Genomic DNA, 20,834 nt, shown 5'->3' on the forward strand with positions numbered 1-20,834 from the left:
TACATTCCGCTTAAAATATTATTAAATTATTCCGTGTTTACGGGTTCAGGTCAGTGAGGATTGTCCACCGTTGGTTTGCTATTTTTTAGTTACACGTAAAGATGTAAATCTTTTATTCTTTATAAATGAAATTCATAAATTAAAGCATCTTCGTCAGGTTCTTCGTAATAATTTTCAACCATATCCGTTTTTTTAAAGTTCATATCTTCAAAAACTTTTTGCATTTTAAAATTAGATTTTCTAGTCTCAGCTTTTATTCTTTTGAGCTCATTGCTTGAGGCTATTTTAATTGATTCTTTTAACAATTCATGTGCTATTCCTTGATTTCTGTGTTCAGTATGAGTTGCAATGCTAAATATTTTAAGAAAATCTTTCTCAGAACACCAATTGTAAAGGCCTATTAATCCAATTATTTTTCCATTTTCTTCATAACAAAGGTAAATCGTTCTTTTATCATTTAAAACATCAATTATTTGTTCCCTTGACCAAGCATCATATGAAAAACACAAATTCTCAAATTCTACTATTTCATCAATCCTGTCAATTCCTATTTGTACAATCAATTTTATCCCTCTCTTATAGTAGTCCTAAGTTGGTTTCCTATTTTTTATTATATGTTCAATTTTAAGTATCAATTTCCGCAAAAAACAAAGTATTAGTTTTTGTATCATAAACTGCAAGTGTAAAATTTAAAGATGAACGTTTTAAAATATTTTGACTCTTGTCTTCTTGTCTGTCAATCAACATATAATAACCTTGCGAAATTTCTGGAAAAAGCGATCTGGAATTATTATCCGTCACATAAGATGATGTTTTTTCATCTCCGTACATCAAAGTTTTCGTTGTTTTATCCAACGGAAATTTCTTCCAATTACTATCTGATTTTATCTGATTCAATGTATCGTTGCTATCAAATTCAAATGTTATAAATCTTGTCCCATCTCCCATTGCTCCATGATCATCGTATTTCATGATTTGATTTTCTTTAACTAATTTTATTTTAAGTTCATCAGACACTCTTGATTTGTCACTTTGCGCACAACTTACCATTAATAATGAAATGATAATCGCAAATAACAAATATCCAATTTTTTTCATAATAAACTCCTTTCAAAATTATTATACAACAAACCTAATGCACAAAAATCTACAAAATTTTAAAGATTTGCACTAAAAAAGCACTTCTATTAAAAATTCTATAATTTTTTCTATTAAAAGTGCTATTTGAATATTATTCTTTTTTGAATGTTGTAGCTTACTATGAACATCAAAGCTTCAGTTATGATTTTTGCCACAAAAACTTTAATTCCTAAACCTGACAAAATTTTCAACACAATAGTATTCAAAGCTAGTATGAACACTACTAATGTCACGTATTTGATGTATTTTTTTAGGATTTTATCTTTATTTTTGAATACGTATTTGTTATTCACATAAAAGTTAAACGTGCTTGACACTGCCCTTGCTATTATATTGGACAGCACCAAACTTTGTACGTCTAATTTGTAAACTAATAATAAAAAAGTAAAATAATCCACCAAAAAACTCAAATAACTTGACGCAGAAAATTTCAGTATGCTTTTGTAGATTTTGACTGAATCTTTTAGTGCATTAAAATGACTTGTTTCATTATTTTCTATATAAATAGTTTCGATAGGAACTTGCATTATGCTTTCAGAATCGAATTCGTAAAGCATATTCATTTCGTATTCGTATCTTTCTCCTTCGATTCTTATCATTTTATCAAGATTAGACGTATTAAAAGCTCTGAGTCCCGTTTGCGTGTCCTTGATGTATTTCGATGAACTAGAATAAAATACCATTCTAGTTATAGTATTACCAAGCAGAGATTTAAGAGGGATTCCTCTTTTCAAATCTCTCACTCCAAGTATTAATTTATCCTGATTTTGTTCAGAATATTCTATCAATTTCAAAATATCCTTGACCAAGTGTTGTCCATCTGCATCACTTGTAACCACAGTCCCTGACGCTTGTTGTGCTTTCAAATATTTGAATGCAGTTTTAAGTGCAGCTCCTTTTCCCATATTAGTTTGATGCTCAAGAAGAACTATATTATTAAGTTTTGAAAAATCATATTCGCACGGACCGTCTTTAACCACAATTATATTGAGGTGGTTGTTGTTTAAATTTTCCACCAATTTTGTGAGTTTTTCATCTGGTTTGTACGCTGGTATTACAACGTAATTCATAATTCTCCTATCGTTTTTTATTCGTCATCTTCTGGTTCGTAATGAACTATGGATACAAATTTGCCGTTTTTATCTTGAATTTTCCTGATTCTTTTGTTAAATTCTAACCTTGTAAGCCACACTATTTTATCGCAACCCAAGCATTTTAATTTAATATCTGCTCCAGTTCTTAAAATCTCCCATTTGTTTTCACCACATGGGTGACCTTTTTTTAGTGTTACAATATCATTTACTTTATATTTCATCTTCATCACCTGCTACAAAATAACAATTCAAATCCATTGATTTTGATTTGGCTTTTTCTATGAATTTTTTGATAATTTCTCTTTGATACAAGTATTGAGATTCTGGTTTACAACTACCCCAAATCGTAATAGTCATGGAGTTTTTATCCATTTTTGTAACGCCTATTAGCTCTGGTTTTTTTACAATATCTGAATACTCATCTACCAATTCATTAGAAATTTCATCTATGATTTCAGTATATTGACCCAAACTGTATTTGATTGGAACTTCCATTTTAACTTCAATTCTTTGGTTTTCTTTGGATAAATTAGTCACCGTGTTGATTTGACCATTACTTATCATATGAATAGCTCCGTCAAATCCTCTTATTTTTGTAACTCTAAGTCCCAATTCTTGAACGTTACCTTCAATTCCATTTATAATCACATGGTCTGTGACTTTGAATTGATTTTCAAGAATCAACGCAAGTCCACTGATTACATCTCTTATTATAAATTGTGCCCCAAAACCAATAGCAACCCCACCAATTCCAGCAGTAGCCAGTATTTTATTTGTTTTTACTCCAAACAAATCTAGTACATGGACTACACAGAAAAAATAAATTATATATTTGATGGTATTGTTCAACAATTTAGTAACTGTGATTTGTCTGCCTTCAATAGATTTTCCCTTTTTCATTAATAATTTATCGAAGCTTTTAGTTAAAATGCTTACGACAATTTGCGTAAGCACGATAATTAGCAGGGATAATAAAATCTTGGCCAACAAATTTAGTTGACCAGCAGAATTATAAAATATTTGGTTGAATTTTTCAATATTAAATAACATGAATTATTCTTTTACCTCATTTACAAAAATTACTCCATCTACTTTAAGATACGACCATATCTTAGCGATTGGAAGTTCTTTTTTCAATGCAATCATCTCATCTTTTTTATCTGGATCCAACATAATAGCTAATCCACAACTTTCAGAAATCTCCCTTGGAGTAGGGATAGTTTTAATATCGTATCCCATACTCACAAGTTTACTTTCTGTCATCATTGTAAAATTAACTGATGTAAAAGTTAGTAATATTTTTTCCATTATCTTATAATTACATTTCTGTCTGCTTTTGATAAAGTATCGTAAATTACATACATGTTAGTAACTTCGCCTATCAAAAGTTTTTCTTTTCTGTCGTAGAAGTCTAAGCAAGCTCCGCAAGTCATAATCTTTGCACCCTTTTCTTCGATTCTCTTTAAATCATCAATAACTTCTGATCCTTCTGTAGTTAAGTGGATTCCGTAATTGAAAAACAAAAGTGTACTTGGAACTTCGTCAGCTTCTGCTACAGAATAAATGTAGGATTTAATAAGTGATTTACCTAATTTTTCATCTCCATCACCCATTTTGTCGCTTGAAAAAGCCAATACTAAATTACCATTAGATTCCTCAACCTTTTTAACTGCTCCTTTTTCTTTTACAATAGTTGTTTCAAAACCATAATCAGTTTCTACATAGCTGAATTCGAAGCCTTGACCATTAGCGTATTTTTGAAGATTTTCAACGCAGTACATGTCATCAACTTGTGTTTTAACAGTACCTTCTTCTAATTCATCAAAAACATTTTTTGTCATAATAATTGGTCTTGGACACACTTGTCCTCTTGCATCTACAATTTCCATAATTATCTTATCCTTTCTATTCTGTTATTAAATACTAAATAAAAATCATCTTCTCCTGTTATTGATTTAAGATCCGATGCTTTATATTCCACTAACTTGGAGTCCTCAAACATAAAATACCCGTTTTGATTATATAATATGCAGTTTTTATCATTTGAGTAAATTTTAAGAGAATCATCTACCTTAGTTTTACTTACTAAATTCAAATCATTATCGTAAATCAAAAGCTCACCTGTTTTAGTCATTACATAAATGTTTTTATCTGAGATTCCCACATCTTTTGTTCCGTCAAATGATTTTGAATTTATAATCTTAGCCTTGTCAAAAACTTTAATATATCCATCAAACACGACAATTAGTTTATCTTCAACATATTTCATTCTAAAAACCGGCTTGTCTATAAAAATATTCTTGTAAAAAAGTCCCTTATCGTCGTACATGTAAATCTTAGAAAAAATTCTTCCGTCACGTTTTCCAATCGTATTGAAAGAATAGTTGGATCCATTTGAAGCTATCAAACTAGATACCTCATCTTTGATATTAAAACTTTCCAGTATTTTCATGTTATTAACAATTGAAAATTCATTTGCTGTATCGACAATAATATGGTCTTTGTTCGCATAAATATAATCTATGTTCGATTTAAAAGATAACTTTGAATTCATCTTTCCTTTTGTATTATATTGCAATAAATCCTTTTTATCAATCAAATAAAGAAATTTACCATCGAAATAAAATGGATTTTTGTCGTCGTAATCTTTCTTCATTCTCAGATTGTCATTTTTGTACATGAAAATCTTGTTGTCGTAATGTGTTATAACGTAATTTTTCTTCAACACAGTGCTATTACCAGTATTAATATTGTACACATTTTTCTTAGAAAACATCATAATAGCCAAAACACATACGAGAATAGCGACAACGGCTAGTAGAATATAGTTTAAGTTTTCCTTTATTTTATCCATGATTTTCTCCAAAAACTTCCAAAACTTTCATTCTGGTATCGTAAAGTTGTTCATCTTTTACCAAAACAGTAACAATATCCCCTGTTTTCAAAATGCTGTCTCCATTAGGAACGTATTTTTCTCCATTTGAGTCTACTTCTGCAATTAATGCGTCTTTTGGAAAATCAATGTCTTTGATTTTCTTATTAGAAACACAATTTTCGTATCCAAGTTTTATATCAAACATTGTGAATTTGTCGTTGACACCATTTCCAACAACTCTTTTGTTCAACATTCTCTTTAATAAAACATCGTAAATTGGTTCGAAATCCAACGCCATACATATGAAATACGCCATGATTGAGCAGAATGCTAGTCCCAACAAATGCGTCATATTTCCATTTAATTCCAATACCAATACAACACTCAATAGAGGACTTCTAACCACAGCTGTTAGAACGCATACCATAGCTAGTACAACAAAATTTGATAAATAAACATCTTGTACTACTCCAAAATAATTCATCAAATTAAAATAAAATAATCCTGTTATTCCACCCAAAACCAAAACTGGCAAGAAAATACCACCTTGAGTTCCAGTCGCATAAGATGTCGATGTCATAAACATTTTGAATAACAAAAGTATTATTAAAAGCAAAAATGAATGGTAATTATGTGCTGCCATGTTTTCTATAAATGAATGTCCGCCACCTAAAATATCTTTGTAGAATAATCCAACTACAGATACAAATACAAAAAATATTGCTATTTTCAAATCTTGCTCCAGCTTAATCTTCGCAAATACATCTTGAAAAAACGTGATTGAATAATTAAACAGCTTTCCCACAGCACAGCAAAGTATAATCATCGGAATAATCAATAAATAGTATTTTGTTGGCAGTGCATAGGTCATTCCAAACGAAAACACTGGTTTGATTTTGAAAACCCAAACTGCAATAACATCTGCAATAACCGCTGCTGCAAAACTTATTGCAACTACTTTTTTTGAAAAAGATTTGTGAAGTTCTTCCAATATGAAAACAAGACCTGAAATTGGTGCTGAAAAAGCAGCTGAAAGACCTGCCGCAGCTCCTGCAGTTAAATACAATTTCTCATCCGTTTTGCTTTTTCCAAATTTTTCTGACAACCATTTTGCACTACTTGCCCCCAATTGTATAGAAGGGCCTTCTCTTCCCAAAGAAAGTCCCACTAATGAGGCAATTGCTCCTCCTACAATTTTGGAAACAGTAACTCTGAAACTATTTTGGTTAAATGCTCCAATAAGTTCTCCCTGAACTTGTGGAATACCACTACCACCAGATAACGGAGCCCATTTAAGTAATTTGCTGACAACAATTCCAAGTGCAAATGAACACACTACAATCAAAATTGATTTTGGAATACTGTCAGTTGAATAAATAGAATTTCTAACGATTTCTAATTTACTTAGCAAAAACCTGTAAAACACAGCTAATCCACCGGAAAATACTCCGATAGATAAACTTGCCAAGAAAAGTGACATAGAAGTTCCTATTTTAAACTTTTTCTTCATTAAATTATCACACTTTCTAAAAATTCTCTAAATCTATCCAAATTATACGTAACTGAAATGTATGTATCAATTCCTTCGCCTTCTATCAAGTTATTTTCTTCGTCTATTCTTACATTTGTTTGTGCGTAGATAAAATGATCTTTCTTAGAATAAGCGTATAATAAGAACAAATCTTCTATTAATTGTTCTGATGATTCATCGAACATTTCGTTTAAAATATCAGTGTAATCATTTTTATTAAATGTATCATTTGTAATCATGAACACACTCTTTTCATTTAATACACTCAAATCACTTTCGTTTGATTTGACGTATTTGTCGTACATGAAAATATCATCTAATGCTTCAAGTGATTCACTGTTTTGACCAAAAAACTCAGACAAGTATTTCATGTCAGAAAAATTAACCAAATCTATATTTTTGAAATCTCCTAAAAACCTTGATAATACAACGTCATTGTCACTCATAAAATCTTTTAGGAAAACAACTTCTACATCCCAATCCAAATTATCCAACAAATCCAGTACGTTATTGTTGACATCAGATTCTATTGTGATTAAAGATATTTCAAAAATTTCTATATTATATAAAATTACCAATAAATCCATAGCTTGTGTACTAGATTCAAAATTTACCCACAATTTTTTAAAGTCTTTTTTATTAAAATTTTCCATATTTTACATTTATCTCCATAATTTCTATATAATTAACATATATACTGTACTTAGTGGATAACCACTTATGTGTATTTTATTATATCAAAACACATAATATTTTAAAAATTAAATGGAGGAAGTATGGATTACAATTTAATTAACACAGAATTATCTCAATTATTGAGAGAAACTTATCGTAAAACAGACGCTTTATTAGCACCAATCTCAGATAAATACGGATTAACAATTATGAAGGTTAAAACTTTATTTGAGTTAGCTAAAAACGACGATTTAACTATTGGAGATATCGGAGTTTTAGTTGGAATGGCTGGAGGAAACATTTCTAACTTATGTAAAGCATTAGAAAAAGAAGGTTATGTTTCAAGAAAAAGATCTGAAAAGGACGAAAGAATTGTTACTGTTCGTTTGACAGAAAAAGGTAAGAAAATCATCAACAATATCGTTGAAGAAATTTCAGAAAAATACAAAAAACAAATTAAATTAACTAACGAAGAATACAACAGTATTATCAAAAGTTTGAATTTATTAAACGAAAAATTAAATGTTGAATTAATGTAGTGGCAAAATATGAAAGAAAACAAGCGAAATAAGAAAAAGATAATCATATATTATCTAATAGCTATAGTTCTTTATGCTGTGGTTGCCGGCTTGCTTTTCCCTACTTTTTCAAAAACAAAAGAAGAAGAAGTACCTTACAATAAATTTATCGAAATGCTCGATAAAGGAGAAGTTAAAGAGGTAAAAATATTAGACACTCATATCAATTTCAAAGCAAAAGACAAAAACAACGTTATTTACAAAGCAGGTTTGATAAGAGACGAAAAATTGGTCGACAGATTATTAGACAGTAAGGTTCAATTTTCAAGCGACATTCCGAGCAAATATGCTCCACTTTTATCAATTTTCTTGCAATTTATCCTACCATTTATAATAATATTTGGATTCTTGCAATTAGCAATGAGCCAAGCTACTAAAAAAATGGGAGGTAATGCTCTACAATTTGGTAAAAGCAATGCAAAAATTTATGTTGAAAGTCAAACTGGAAAGAAATTTACAGATGTTGCAGGTCAAGAAGAAGCCAAAGACGCTTTGCTTGAAGTTGTAGATTTCTTGCACGATCCAAAAAGATACAACGAAATCGGTGCAGTTTTACCGAAAGGAGTTTTGTTAGTTGGCCCTCCTGGAACAGGTAAAACATTACTTGCACAAGCTGTTGCTGGTGAAGCTAAAGTTCCTTTCTTTTCAATGAGTGGTTCAGAATTCGTTGAAATGTTTGTCGGATTAGGAGCCAGCAAGGTTCGTGATTTGTTCAAGCAAGCTGCAGAAAAAGCTCCTTGTATTGTATTCATCGACGAAATCGATGCTATCGGTAAGAGACGTGATACTGCGGGAATTTCTGGCAACGATGAAAGAGAACAAACACTTAACCAATTGTTAAATGAAATGGACGGTTTCGACGGAAATTCTGGAGTAGTAATATTAGCTGCTACTAATAGACCAGAAATTTTGGATCCAGCACTTACTAGACCTGGTAGATTTGACAGACAAATTCCTGTGGAACTTCCAGATTTACAAGGCCGTATCGATATTCTAAAAGTTCACGCTCGTAAAATTAAAATCGAAAAAGATTTGGATTACAAAGCAGTCGCTTTGATGACAGCAGGTACTAGTGGAGCCCAATTGGCTAATATAGTCAATGAAGCTGCATTAAGAGCTGTAAGAATGGGAAGAAATATCGTAACACAAGAAGATTTGATAGAATCTGTTGAAGTTGTAATTGCAGGTCAACAAAGAAAAGGCACAGTTATAACTCCAAAAGAAAAAGAACTAATAGCTTATCACGAAGTAGGACACGCATTAGTTGCCGCAATGCAATCACATTCCGCTCCTGTAACTAAGATTACAATTATTCCTAGAACAAGCGGTGCATTGGGTTACACTATGCAAGTAGATCAAGAAGAAAAATTCCTCATGAATAAAGAAGAACTATTCAACATGATAGTTACATTAACAGGAGGAAGAAGTGCAGAAGAAGTTGTGTTCAACACAAGAACTACAGGCGCTTCTAATGATATAGAAAAAGCTACAAAAATAGCACGTGCGATGGTTACTCAATATGGCATGACTGACGAGTTTGATATGATGAGCTTGGAAACTACTAACTCAAAATATCTAGGCGGAGGTAATACTTTAGCTGCAAGTGATCAAAAAGCAGGACAAATAGATGATAAAGTAGAATCTATAATAAAATCTGCTCACGAAAAAGCTCGAAATATATTGACAGAAAACATCGACAAACTTCACGAAATTTCAAAATTTTTACTAGAAAAAGAAACCATCACAGGCGAAGAATTTATGGAAATTCTTAACCTAGAAAATGAAAAAAAATCTGAAGTAGATGAAAATACAGTGAAAAAAGATGGAGTCGATGATACTACAGTCAGCGATTTATAAAAATAAAAACATTCTCTGTTTTGAGTTCTTGCTCAATATCAGAGAATGTTTTTTATGTTATTTCATTTGATTGTTGAAACGAGTTTTTAATATTGAATAAAATGCTACGAACAAAATTGCTCCTGCTGCAAAAATCACCCAAGTGATTTCCCATCTATTTGTGTATAAACTAACCCCAACATATATCGCTGTTATTATAAGCCAATAAGCTGTAACATATCCGCTCGTCTTTTCTCTCAATTTTTTATTTTTTATAGTGTAATCTTCTACTTGAAGTAACATGTTATAACTTGATATCACAGAAAGCTTTTTGATTAAAATATTAGTAGCTGCTGATACAATAATTAACAACAATATTACAGACGATAATTGTAATATTTCACTGTCTAATATAGATACAAGTATAACAGGAATCACACATAATATATACATTATTATCGCAGCGGCTATTGCTTTATTATCTTTTTGTTCTCTATCCTCCTTTTTCTTTTCGACTATTCCTCTTACACCATATGATAAGTTGAATGATTCTTTTGAAATAAAATCATATTTTTCAATTAAATTCGCTTTCACTATCAATTTATATATTCCAAAAGCTATTATAAGAAATAATACAATAGTCCCTCCTATTACTAAAGAATCCTCGCTCTTAACATTTGTTGTCAACGCTATGATTTGAGATACCAAAACTGCTAGAGGAGATATTATGAATAAGCTTATGCTATCAGCAACATTATTCGAAAATTCTTCGTATGCACTCATAAAATCATTAGCATCTTCTACACTAATTGTCTTCTTATGCTCCAACTCTTCTACCGTATCATCCGAATATTCAATATCATCAATTTCATCTTTTAATAAGTAGTCTGTTTTTACTCCAAAAACATCACTCAATTGAATAATCTTATTGATATCTGGAATTGAGTTTCCCATTTCCCATTTCGATACAGATTGCCTGCTAACGCCTAACTTTTCTGCCAACTCTTCTTGAGTTAGATTATTCTTTTTTCTAAGAAGAATTATCTTATCACTTAATATCATTTCAAACCTCCTTGAATTTTTGTTAATTTAATTTTATGAAATCTTGCAGTTGATTGCCACAAACTTTGATTTGAAATTACGCAACCACCGGTTGCTTTTATGATATTTACAGCTTTTTTATAAAAAAACTAGCCTGAAGATCAATCAAGCTAGTCATTTTGTTTTTATAAGTTTTCAATTTTATTTGTAATATTTTCCAAATAATTTGTTTCGACTTCATTTATTTTTCCAGTTTCAGTTAATTTCGAAATTTCTGGATTGATTGGAAGTTTGCAAACTGCATCGATATTTTCTTCTTGTGCAATTTTATCAACTGTACTAGTACCAAATACTTCGATGTGCTTTCCACAGTCAGGACATTCCAAATAACTCATGTTTTCAACAACGCCTATAACTTTCTTGCCCATCATTTTTGCCATGTGCAATGCCTTTTTCACGATTATTTCAACAAGTCCTGATGGAGACATAGCTACAACTATTCCCTTGATAGGAATTGATTGGAACACAGTTAAAGGAACATCCCCAGTTCCAGGTGGCATATCTACAAATAAGTAATCCAAATCTCCCCAGTTTACATCTTGATAAAATTGTTTAACAACACCTGCAATCACAGGTCCTCTCCAAATTACTGCATCATCATCATTTGGAAGCATTAAATTCATAGAAATAACTTTAATCCCATTTGATGTAGTAACAGGATTGATGTGACCATCTGCATCAGCAGTCGCTTTTTCAGTCAAACCAAAATATTTTGGTATAGATGGACCTGTTATATCTCCATCCATGATACCAACTTTATATCCTTTTTTTGCCATTTCATTGGCCAATAAACAAGTGACAAGGCTTTTTCCTACTCCGCCTTTACCACTTACAATACCAACGATGTTTTTTATATTACTCCCTGTATTTGATTCAATCAAAAAATTAGGAACTTTTCTTTCTGTCATAATTTCACCCCATTAAAAATTATACCTAAATATTCTCATATAATTTATTAATGTGTCAAGTTTTTGAAGAAATTCTTAATTCTTTCAAACAAACCAACCCTTTTACTAGAATGATTATTTTGTGTATTGTCTTTTTCATTTGATTTATAATTAATCACTCTGTCATCTTTATCATCATTTTGAGTTTGTTTTTCGGCGTTTTCTTTTGCTATATCTATTAACATTTCTTGCGCTATTTTACCATCAGTATTTTCAACTTTTGAATATGTTTTGTCTACGTTTAATTTTCTGATTTTAGTATCATCGGCAAACATTATGTCCATAAAATTCAATATTCTATGCTTAATAAAATCATCGTAAATAGGAACAGCTACTTCCACTCTTTTTCTAATATTTCTAGTCATGAAATCCGCAGAAGAAATGTATACTTTGCAGTCTTCAGCTTTTCCAAATTGATAAATTCTATGATGCTCCAAAAATCTCCCTACAACTTGGTATACATTGATATTTTCAGTCTTGTCCTTAACTCCTGGAACTAAACAACAAATTCCTCTAACCATCAAATCAATCTTTACTCCTTTACAAGAAGCTTCAGATAATTTATCGATTAATTTTCTATCTGAAATTGAATTCATTTTTAGCCTAATATACCCATCATCTGAAAATTTCGCCTTCTCAATTTGTTCATTAATGAGCTTGTCTAAGCCAACTTGCATAGAATGAGGACTGACCATTAAATGCTTGTATTCGCCATTTAGATTTCCTATCAAGAAATTATCGAAAAGTTCCTTTGCATCTTCTCCAATTTCATGCCTTGTAGTCATATAAGAGAAATCAGTGTAAAGTTTTGCTGTTTTTTCGTTATAATTTCCAGTACCAATTTGAGTAATGTATGAAATTTTATCATTCTTAATTTTAGTAATCAAACAAACCTTAGAATGGCACTTATAATGGTCAAATCCATAAATTATTCTACAACCGGCATTTTCTAATCTTGATGACCATAAAATGTTGTTTTCTTCATCAAATCTCGCTCTCAATTCCATAAGAACCACAACCTCTTTGCCGTTTTCAGCAGCTTTAATTAGAGCTTTTGTGATTTCAGAATTTTTTGCCAACCTGTAAATCGTAATCTTAATTGAAACTACTGACTCATCTTCAGAAGCTTCATTCAAAAGTCTTATAAATGGGTCAATTGATTCGTAAGGAAAAGAAAGAAACAAATCCTTATCGTATACTTGCTCTATGACCGATTTTTCTTTTGATATCATAGAAGAATCTTGTGGAGCAAATTCTTCATAAGTATATTTTTGAATTACATCCTTTGGCATATCGTATACCAAATCAAACAAAAATCCACATCTCATTGGACTTTTTGTGACAAACATACGATGTTGTGTCAAATTCAAGTTTTTCAACAAAAAATCCTTAGTATCATCATTAGGAAATTCATTAATTTCGAGTCTCACAGGCCTCAATCTTTTTCTGAGTTTTATCATCTTTTTCATATAAGATCTGTAATCATCGTCTAATTCTAAATCTTCATCATCATATTCGATGTCAGCATTTCTTGTTACAGACAAAATGTATTTTGATTGACATTCATAATTATCGAATATTTCTTGACCAAATTCCCTTATGATATCCTCAATTAGAACAACTTTAGTGTCAGATAGTTTAAAGTACCTTTTAATTTTATCTGGAATTTGGATCAATCCCATAAATTGTTTTTTGCTCTTAGATTGAGAAGTCAGTTGAAACAAAACTACAATAGCTAAATTAGGAATTTGAGGAAATGGATGAACCCTGTCTACTATCTGAAAGCTCAATATAGGAGCAATCGTAGAATTAAAGTAATAATAAACAAGCCTTTTTTCTTTATAATCCAGATCATCTACTTTACAAATATTTACATTTTCTTTTTGTAAATCTTTTTTTAAATCTTCATAAACAGAATCTTTTTTCTCATATAACTTTTTAGATTCATCCATGATACAATCTAATTGCTCTTGTGCATTCATCAAAGTCTTATTGTCAATAACTTTCTTTTTCATATCGTTGATATCAGTAAGACTACCCGCTCTAACCATGAAAAACTCTTCAAAATTAGTATCAAATATTGAGAAAAACTTCAACCTTTCAAATAATTCCACATTCTTTTCCGATGCTTCCTCAAGAACTCTTTCGTTAAATTTCAACCACGATAGTTCCCTATTTTGCGTAAACGAAATATCGTACATTTTATCCCCTTCCTAAAATTTTATGATAAACAAAACCTTCCCTAACTCCAGTCATGCTAATTCTAATAATATCTGCATAAAAATATTTAGAAATTCTATACAAAATAATCATTCCTGGAATTAATGTGTGAACCCTATCCGCCTTAACCTTTAAAATAAGTTTCATTTTTTCTCTATCAGGCATACTCATGAGTGTATTAATCAATTTTTTTAGTCCATCCATAGTAATAATCACATTACCAGACTCTTTATCATAAATTTCATTGTATAATTTCAAACAAGCACGAGCTGTTCCTCCGACCGCACACACGATATCGTGTTGTACTCTGTTAAGATTATTAGATGCAAGCATTAATTTAATATCATCTTCTAACAATTTCTTCTCATCATTTGTCATAAACAAATTTTTTGAAAAATTATCGAATGCTACAAGCGATCCGATATTTAAACTTGAAGTTCTAACAACTTTTCCTTGTTCGAAAACTACGATTTCGCTACTTCCTCCTCCTATATCAGTTAGAATTCCACTTTTTGAATCAATTCCCGCACCTAAAAAAGATAACTTAGCCTCTTCTTCTCCACTTATTAGCTCAATATCCATTCCAACTTCTGTTCGTACCCTCTCAATTATCTCTCGTCTATTAGAAGAATTTCTAATTGATGCCGTAGCAATTGCAAAGGTTTTTGAAATATCTTCGAAATTTGATATTAAATTCTTGAATTCATTTAAAGTATTGATTAGTTTTTGAATGCCGTGTTCATTCATGACACCTTTTTCAATGAACGATGCTAAAGATGCTGTGGACTTTTCATTAAAAAGATTTTTGGTAGAATCTTTAATCACCTTATATACTGATAATCTTATTGTATTTGAACCTATATCTATGACTGCATAAATCATTAATAACACCTCTTTACTTAATTTTACTATATATTATCTGTTTTTCTAAGTGTTTTACAATAAATTATCAAATTGCTTACATTAATTTTACAAATTATATAATGATTTTTACAATCTATGTTTAAAATTGCAAAACCGAGGGTATAAATAACACTGTAATAGATTATGACCAATAAGGAGGTGTTATATATGGGAATTTTATCATGGATTATAGTAGGAGCATTAGCAGGATGGATAGGATCTAAAATAACTGGTAATGATGCAAACATGGGAGCAGGTGCTAACATTCTTTGCGGAATTGTCGGAGCTACAATCGGTGGCTGGGTAATGAGCATTATCGGAAAAAGTGGAGTAAACGGATTCAACCTTTACAGCATTTTAGTTGCAATTTTAGGTTCAGTAATATTATTATCTATTATTAATGCTATTAAAAAGAAAAAATAAATTGATTTTATATGGTATGTCAAGTTTGGCATACCATTTTTTTGTTTTTATCATCAAAAAGACTGATATTTGAATCTTTAATCTTATTAATGTAAGTTTTGTTAAAATTTGACAAATATTAATTATCATATTATAATTTAACAATATGATATATGGAGAGTTGTCCGAGTTGGCCGAAGGAGCATGATTGGAAATCATGTAAACATTCACGTGTTTCAAGGGTTCGAATCCCTTACTCTCCGCCATGCACTAGATGGGGAATTAGCGATGCCCTGTAACCTGCAATCGCTACAGCAGGATCGAATTCCCGAGCGAGGGATTAAAAGTGTTGGTATGAACTTAACAAGTGGTGTTGAGAAGTGGGTCTCACGCAACAGGAACCTGTGAACCTGGTCAGGATCGGAAGGTAGCAGCCATAAGCAGTCATTCCTGTGTGATGTGAGGGTGCCTATTTTGAGCTAACTGTTAAGGATCGCCTCCGCTTTTTTTAACAGACTCGGGTGTGCTTACATACTTTACTAGCCTAAGGCTGGTATTTTTTTTTGCAAAATTTATCCTTATAATTTCCCTCTATTATTATCAGTATTCTATTTTTAGCAAAACGAATAATAATTCCAATTAAATTTAGACAAATAAAAAACACCACTTTCGTGATGTTTTCTATCTCTTATAAATAAATCTTGAGTTATATTATAATGAACCTTCTTTGCCATTTGTTTCATAATGTACACTCATATTCTTAACGTGTTTATGAAGCATTATGATTGCAATAATGTTAGGGATTACCATTAGTGAGTTTGTTAAGTCTGCTGTGTTCCATACTAAGTCTACTTCTTGTAAAGAACCTGCAATGATACATAACAATACTAAAATTCTGTATGGCCACAAACCTTTATGACCGAATAGAAATCTAATATTTGTTTCACCGAAGTAATACCATCCAACTATTGTAGTGAATGCAAAGAATCCTAATGCTACTGCTAGTAAAATTGTACCAGCTGGTCCAAAAGCTCTAGTGAAAGCTTCTTGAGTAACTAATGCACCGTTAAGACTTTTATCTGTCCATGCACCTGTTACTAAAATCATTAATGCTGTTACTGTACAAATAACTATAGTATCTATGAATACACCAACCATAGCTGTGTAACCTTGTAATACAGGGTGAGCTACATGAGCTGTAGCGTGAGCATGTGGTGTAGAACCCATACCAGCTTCGTTAGAGAACAATCCTCTACCAACACCTTTTGCTGCTGCTGCCTTAATTGTGATACCTAATGCACCACCAAGAGCTGCTTCTGGGTTAAATGCTGCTTGGAATATAAGTTTAAATGCTGGTCCAATTTGATCATGGAACTTAACCATCATAATTATTGCTGCAACTATATAAATCAAAGCCATAATTGGAACTACTAATTGAGCAAAGTTTGCAATTCTCTTAATACCACCGATGAAAACTCCACCAGCTAATATTGCAACTATAACACCCACAATAATAGGATTAAGTTTACCGCCTGTAGCGGCTACAACACTTGTTGCGATTGAGTTTGATTGAACTATATTTCCTACGAATCCTAATGCTATTACAATTAAAATTGCAAATGCTGTTGACATTACTTTTGCTAATCCAGGATGAGTTGGTCCAATACCGTTTTTAATGTAGTAAGCAGGACCTCCGACGTAGTTACCTTCGTCATCTTTTTCTCTAAATTTTTGTGCTAAAACTGCTTCAGCATAGATTGTTGCCATACCTAATATTGCTGCAAGCCACATCCAGAATATTGCACCTGGACCACCTGCCATGATTGCTGTTGCAACCCCTGCAACGTTTCCAGTACCTACTTGAGCTGCAATTGCTACTGCTAAAGCTTGGAAAGAAGATACTCCTTCATCTTCAGATTTCTTTTCTTTTGAGAAAACTCCTCCAAAAGTTTGTTTAAATGCTGCGCCTAATTTTCTAAATTGAACGCCTTTTGAATAGATTGTGTAGAATATACCACAACCTAAAAGTGCGATCAATAATATGTTGTTACTTAGAAAACTATTGATGGCCACTATGGTATCGTTTAATGCTTTTTGATCCATAATATTTCCTCCTTAAATTTTTTGAGATACTTGAAAACCTTTATTGTGATTATACTATGATACAACAAATTTTCTCTCAAATTTGCTTATTTCAAGCAATTTATCGCTTTTACCCTGGATTAATAAATAAATTAATGCTTTTGCTTGAATAAGTAAGTCTAACCAAATCACTTATGAAAATCTTTTCATATCTCTTAACTATTATTATACTATGTTTTTAGTAAAATGCAATAACTTTACTAATTTTTTTATTATTTTACAAATATTTATCGTTTTATTGTAAACTAACTGCTATATTACGCTAACAGCTTAATTATTACATTTTTGTTATAATTATTTCCCCTTCTTAAATAAGAGCCTAATAGTGATTTTTTTTAGTGTTTGTGATATTATTATTTATAGAGTTCTTACTCTAAAGAATTTTAAGGAGTGAATTTACATGTATGATTTAATTATTATTGGTGCAGGTCCTGCTGGTTTATCAGCTGGTTTATACGCTGCACGTGCAAAAATGAACACATTGATAGTTGAAAAAGAAAAAACTGGTGGACAAATCACTACTACTGATTCTATCGAAAACTATCCAGGTGGAATTGTTGGAGAATCTGGCCCAAGCTTAATTAAAAAAATGGCTGACCAAATTGACAACTTCGGTCTTGAAATTAGAAGAGCAGATGTTGTTGACGTAGATTTTTCTGACAAAGTAAAAAAACTTACATTAAAAAACGGAGATGTATTAGAAGCTAAATCAGTTATTATAGCTACTGGTGCTGCTCCAAGAAAATTAGGATGCCCTGGTGAAAAAGAATTCACTGGTAAAGGTGTATCTTACTGTGCAACTTGTGACGCAGATTTCTTTACTGACTTAGAAGTATTTGTTGTTGGTAGCGGTAACTCTGCAGTTGAAGAAGCTACTTACTTAACAAAATTCGCTAGAAAAGTTACTTTATTAGTTAGAGGCGATCACTTGAAATGTGATAAAACTGCTGAAGACGAAGCAAAAGCTTGCGATAACTTATCTATGAGATTTAACACTTCTATTAAAGAAATCAAAGGTGAAGGAATCTTGGAATCAATCGTTATGGTTGACAAAGAATCAGGTAACGAAGAAGAATACCACTGTGACGAAGATGACGGAACTATGGGTGTATTCGTATTCGTAGGTACAATCCCTTACTCTGATGTATTCAAAGGTAAAATCGAATTAGATGATTACGGATATGTTTTAGCTGACGAAGAAATGCACACTAACGTTGAAGGCGTTTATGTAGCTGGTGATGTTAGACAAAAAACTCTACGTCAAGTAGTTACAGCTGCTGCAGACGGTGCTATCGCTGCTACTCAAGCTGAAAAATACGTAGATAAATTCTAAATTTCATTTATTGAGATTTTCTATAAAAGAATTGCAGATTTCCGCTGTGAAATTTGCAATTTTTTTTTATTATGATATTATAATGATGTCAACGAACGATAGGCGTTCGATTGTGGTAATTTCATTCTTCTTATTAGAATGAAAAATATATTTTAAAATAAAGAAAGGATGTATTATGGGTTTTTTAGAAAATAAAAAAGTTATAATCATTGGAGACCGTGACGGAATTCCAGGTCTTGCAATTGAAACATGTGTAAACACAGTAGAAAATACAGAAGTAATTTTCTCAAGTACTGAATGCTTTGTCTGAACTAGCGCAGGAGCTATGGACTTAGAAAACCAAAAGAGAGTTAAAGACTTCGCTGAACAATACGGAGCTGAAAACGTAGTGGTTCTTCTAGGTGCCGCAGAAGCTGAAGCTGCAGGTCTTGCAGCTGAAACAGTAACAGCAGGTGACCCAACATTCGCAGGCCCATTAGCAGGCGTTGAACTTGGATTGTTAGTTTACCATGTTGTAGAAGAAGAATGTAAAGAACAATTCGATGCTGACGTATATGATGAACAAGTTGGTATGATGGAAATGGTTCTTGACGTTGATGAAATCGCTGAAGAAATGAACGATATCAGAAGCGATTATTGCAAATTTTTATAGAATCTAACATTTCACTTAAAAGTGAATATTCTTCTTATTATTATTTAAAAGAAAAAACAGCCTCTTTGGAGGCTGTTTTTTTATAGATTTTCAATTTTTGCGCTAAATTATATCGTTACATATTTATCTGATTAATAGTAAATTTTTATAAATAAACTCTCGAAAAAAGTCAGCGAAATAAATCGCTGACCTAATTTTAATCTTCAAATTCGATATTATTTCTTTGTGCTGCTTCCATTCTTTGTTTTTTAGCTTTTCCTGTTGCACTTCTTATAATCATCCATGCCAATAGAATCATTCCGATATATCCATTAACAACGTATACTATGTTTACTAAAGAGTCAAACTCCAAAGTTAATCCGATAACTGCACCAACAACTCCTGCTATTAAAGTAAAAGTTTTATATTTCTTAGTTCCTTCATCGAAAAATCTTCCTGTTACTGTCCATAACAATGGAACAGATGTTGTAAATATACCTAACATTATAAATATTGAGAAGACTGTCGCAAGAATTGGATTAATTTTTCCTGCTAATACTAAAACTGGAATTTGTGAGTCGTACAAATCAGGAATTGATAATATGATTGCTATACTCATGATGAATATCGCAACTGAAAATCCTGTAGCACCAACAAAAACCCCTGCTTCTGCATCTTTAAGACTTTTTGCCTTGTTACCAACTTCAGCTAAGAATGCAACTAACCATATCATATTAAATCCAACATAAGATCCTGCTGATAAAAAGAAGTTACTGCTTGCAACTTTAACTTTACCTGAATCAACCAATTGACCCATTAAATCCAAACTACTTCCCAACTTATCCATATTCATTAAAATTGAGATAAGACCAATTATAATTGCCATAATTGCGATAACTGGACCAATTTTCCCAATAACATCGACAATTTTTCCCAATCCTAACATAACAACAAGAATACAAACAGCTGCCATAATAGCTCCACCTACATATTGGGGAGCATTGAAGTGTTGAACAGCTGTAGCTTGTGCACCAGCAATCATAACTGTGTATGATAGAAAAATAAAAAATACCGCGTAATAATCTACAATTCTTCCTATTTTATTACCGCACATCAATTTGTAAATCTCATTTGGTTTTTCAAACTTTGAATAATAACCATCATTTAAGAATGATAATCCTGCAAACGTAAACAGTCCAAAGCAAATCATAATCCCAATTAATCCATATAATCTATATGAAGAAAAGAATTGTAAAATTTCTTGTCCAGTTGCAAATCCTGATCCTATAAGTAATGCAATAAATGCTCCGGCATAGGTTATTACCTGCCCTACATTATACTTTTGTTTCATAATTTACCTCCTATTGATTTTTCTTCTGATTGATATTATTAAGTGTATCGTTTTCCAAAAAATGCAAAGAGTTAA

Annotated in this window: 21 protein-coding genes, 1 tRNA gene and 1 other RNA gene; 7 read left to right on the top strand and 16 right to left on the bottom strand. The window is 31.5% G+C overall.

Annotated elements, in window-relative coordinates:
* Positions 1–119 precede the first annotated feature (119 nt).
* From rimI to ACLUJM_RS06110, 10 genes are all read right to left on the bottom strand, one after another.
* Complete coding sequence (rimI, locus tag ACLUJM_RS06065) at positions 120–563, bottom strand: ribosomal protein S18-alanine N-acetyltransferase (protein ID WP_412412446.1); 444 nt, start codon at positions 561–563, stop codon at positions 120–122.
* A 61-nt stretch (positions 564–624) separates the two neighbouring features.
* Positions 625–1,098, bottom strand: coding sequence for a hypothetical protein (locus ACLUJM_RS06070; protein ID WP_094223281.1), 474 nt, complete (start codon positions 1,096–1,098; stop codon positions 625–627).
* 122 nt (positions 1,099–1,220) lie between these two features.
* Entirely contained in the window at positions 1,221–2,210 is a 990-nt protein-coding gene (locus ACLUJM_RS06075; protein WP_094223280.1) for a bifunctional glycosyltransferase family 2/GtrA family protein, read from the bottom strand.
* Between the two features lie 17 nt (positions 2,211–2,227).
* Complete coding sequence (locus tag ACLUJM_RS06080) at positions 2,228–2,455, bottom strand: DUF951 domain-containing protein (RefSeq protein ID WP_373276985.1); 228 nt, start codon at positions 2,453–2,455, stop codon at positions 2,228–2,230.
* Positions 2,445–3,284 (bottom strand): mechanosensitive ion channel family protein, encoded by an 840-nt coding sequence (locus ACLUJM_RS06085; RefSeq protein WP_306479303.1) that lies wholly within the window; start codon positions 3,282–3,284, stop codon positions 2,445–2,447. Before ACLUJM_RS06085 ends, ACLUJM_RS06080 begins: the two co-directional genes overlap by 11 nt.
* Before the next feature lie 3 nt (positions 3,285–3,287).
* Positions 3,288–3,542, bottom strand: coding sequence for a DUF3343 domain-containing protein (locus ACLUJM_RS06090; protein WP_002835422.1), 255 nt, complete (start codon positions 3,540–3,542; stop codon positions 3,288–3,290).
* The gene (gene yedF, locus ACLUJM_RS06095) at positions 3,542–4,123 is read right to left on the bottom strand and encodes a sulfurtransferase-like selenium metabolism protein YedF (protein WP_306479302.1); all 582 of its coding nucleotides are present in this window, start codon (positions 4,121–4,123) and stop codon (positions 3,542–3,544) included. Before yedF ends, ACLUJM_RS06090 begins: the two co-directional genes overlap by 1 nt.
* Positions 4,124–4,125: 2 nt before the next feature.
* Entirely contained in the window at positions 4,126–5,088 is a 963-nt protein-coding gene (locus tag ACLUJM_RS06100; protein WP_412412447.1) for a hypothetical protein, read from the bottom strand.
* Positions 5,081–6,619 carry a chloride channel protein gene (locus tag ACLUJM_RS06105; RefSeq protein WP_412412448.1) on the bottom strand — a complete coding sequence of 513 codons (1,539 nt, stop codon included), beginning with the start codon at positions 6,617–6,619 and terminating at the stop codon, positions 5,081–5,083. The genes ACLUJM_RS06100 and ACLUJM_RS06105 overlap by 8 nt, the downstream gene beginning before the upstream one ends.
* Positions 6,619–7,293 carry a hypothetical protein gene (locus ACLUJM_RS06110; protein WP_412412449.1) on the bottom strand — a complete coding sequence of 225 codons (675 nt, stop codon included), beginning with the start codon at positions 7,291–7,293 and terminating at the stop codon, positions 6,619–6,621. Before ACLUJM_RS06110 ends, ACLUJM_RS06105 begins: the two co-directional genes overlap by 1 nt.
* A gap of 123 nt (positions 7,294–7,416) precedes the next feature.
* On the opposite strand from ACLUJM_RS06110, the gene ACLUJM_RS06115 reads away from it, so the two are divergent.
* Both ACLUJM_RS06115 and ftsH read left to right on the top strand, forming a co-directional pair.
* Entirely contained in the window at positions 7,417–7,854 is a 438-nt protein-coding gene (locus ACLUJM_RS06115; protein WP_412412450.1) for a MarR family winged helix-turn-helix transcriptional regulator, read from the top strand.
* A 9-nt stretch (positions 7,855–7,863) separates the two neighbouring features.
* A complete protein-coding gene (gene ftsH, locus ACLUJM_RS06120) occupies positions 7,864–9,750 on the top strand; it encodes an ATP-dependent zinc metalloprotease FtsH (RefSeq protein WP_412412451.1) in 1,887 nt (628 codons plus the stop codon).
* 57 nt (positions 9,751–9,807) lie between these two features.
* Here the strand turns inward: ftsH and ACLUJM_RS06125 are convergent, their stop codons facing one another.
* The 4 genes from ACLUJM_RS06125 to ACLUJM_RS06140 form a co-directional block, all read right to left on the bottom strand.
* Positions 9,808–10,791: a helix-turn-helix domain-containing protein gene (locus tag ACLUJM_RS06125; RefSeq protein WP_412412452.1), complete on the bottom strand. Its 984-nt coding sequence runs from the start codon at positions 10,789–10,791 to the stop codon at positions 9,808–9,810.
* Between the two features lie 164 nt (positions 10,792–10,955).
* Positions 10,956–11,738 (bottom strand): P-loop NTPase, encoded by a 783-nt coding sequence (locus ACLUJM_RS06130; RefSeq protein ID WP_412412453.1) that lies wholly within the window; start codon positions 11,736–11,738, stop codon positions 10,956–10,958.
* Between the two features lie 47 nt (positions 11,739–11,785).
* Positions 11,786–13,978, bottom strand: a complete 2,193-nt coding sequence (locus ACLUJM_RS06135; protein WP_412412454.1) for an RNA degradosome polyphosphate kinase — start codon at positions 13,976–13,978, stop codon at positions 11,786–11,788.
* Between the two features lies 1 nt (position 13,979).
* On the bottom strand, positions 13,980–14,879 hold the full coding sequence (locus ACLUJM_RS06140) for an ethanolamine ammonia-lyase reactivating factor EutA (protein WP_412412455.1): 900 nt from the start codon (positions 14,877–14,879) through the stop codon (positions 13,980–13,982).
* 189 nt (positions 14,880–15,068) lie between these two features.
* Between ACLUJM_RS06140 and ACLUJM_RS06145 the strand changes: the two genes are divergently transcribed.
* The 3 genes from ACLUJM_RS06145 to ffs all read left to right on the top strand — a co-directional run bounded on the left by ACLUJM_RS06145 (position 15,069) and on the right by ffs (position 15,831).
* Positions 15,069–15,323 carry a GlsB/YeaQ/YmgE family stress response membrane protein gene (locus tag ACLUJM_RS06145; protein ID WP_002835434.1) on the top strand — a complete coding sequence of 85 codons (255 nt, stop codon included), beginning with the start codon at positions 15,069–15,071 and terminating at the stop codon, positions 15,321–15,323.
* A gap of 154 nt (positions 15,324–15,477) precedes the next feature.
* Positions 15,478–15,568 (top strand) — tRNA-Ser (locus ACLUJM_RS06150).
* Positions 15,568–15,831: signal recognition particle sRNA large type (gene ffs, locus ACLUJM_RS06155), an RNA gene on the top strand. The genes ACLUJM_RS06150 and ffs overlap by 1 nt, the downstream gene beginning before the upstream one ends.
* A gap of 182 nt (positions 15,832–16,013) precedes the next feature.
* Here the strand turns inward: ffs and ACLUJM_RS06160 are convergent.
* A complete protein-coding gene (locus ACLUJM_RS06160) occupies positions 16,014–17,405 on the bottom strand; it encodes an alanine/glycine:cation symporter family protein (protein ID WP_294684648.1) in 1,392 nt (463 codons plus the stop codon).
* 439 nt (positions 17,406–17,844) lie between these two features.
* Between ACLUJM_RS06160 and trxB the strand changes: the two genes are divergently transcribed.
* Together trxB and grdA are read left to right on the top strand one after the other, a co-directional pair.
* Positions 17,845–18,777 (top strand): thioredoxin-disulfide reductase, encoded by a 933-nt coding sequence (trxB, locus tag ACLUJM_RS06165; RefSeq protein ID WP_094206891.1) that lies wholly within the window; start codon positions 17,845–17,847, stop codon positions 18,775–18,777.
* 175 nt (positions 18,778–18,952) lie between these two features.
* On the top strand, positions 18,953–19,429 hold the full coding sequence (gene grdA, locus ACLUJM_RS06170; RefSeq protein WP_080545250.1) for a glycine/sarcosine/betaine reductase complex selenoprotein A: 477 nt from the start codon (positions 18,953–18,955) through the stop codon (positions 19,427–19,429).
* Between the two features lie 196 nt (positions 19,430–19,625).
* On the opposite strand, the gene ACLUJM_RS06175 is transcribed toward grdA, so the two are convergent.
* The gene (locus ACLUJM_RS06175; RefSeq protein ID WP_412412456.1) at positions 19,626–20,759 is read right to left on the bottom strand and encodes a hypothetical protein; all 1,134 of its coding nucleotides are present in this window, start codon (positions 20,757–20,759) and stop codon (positions 19,626–19,628) included.
* Positions 20,760–20,834: the final 75 nt, after the last annotated feature.

Origin of the sequence: Finegoldia sp., assembly GCF_046991905.1 — a bacterium.
Classification (GTDB): domain Bacteria; phylum Bacillota; class Clostridia; order Tissierellales; family Peptoniphilaceae; genus Finegoldia.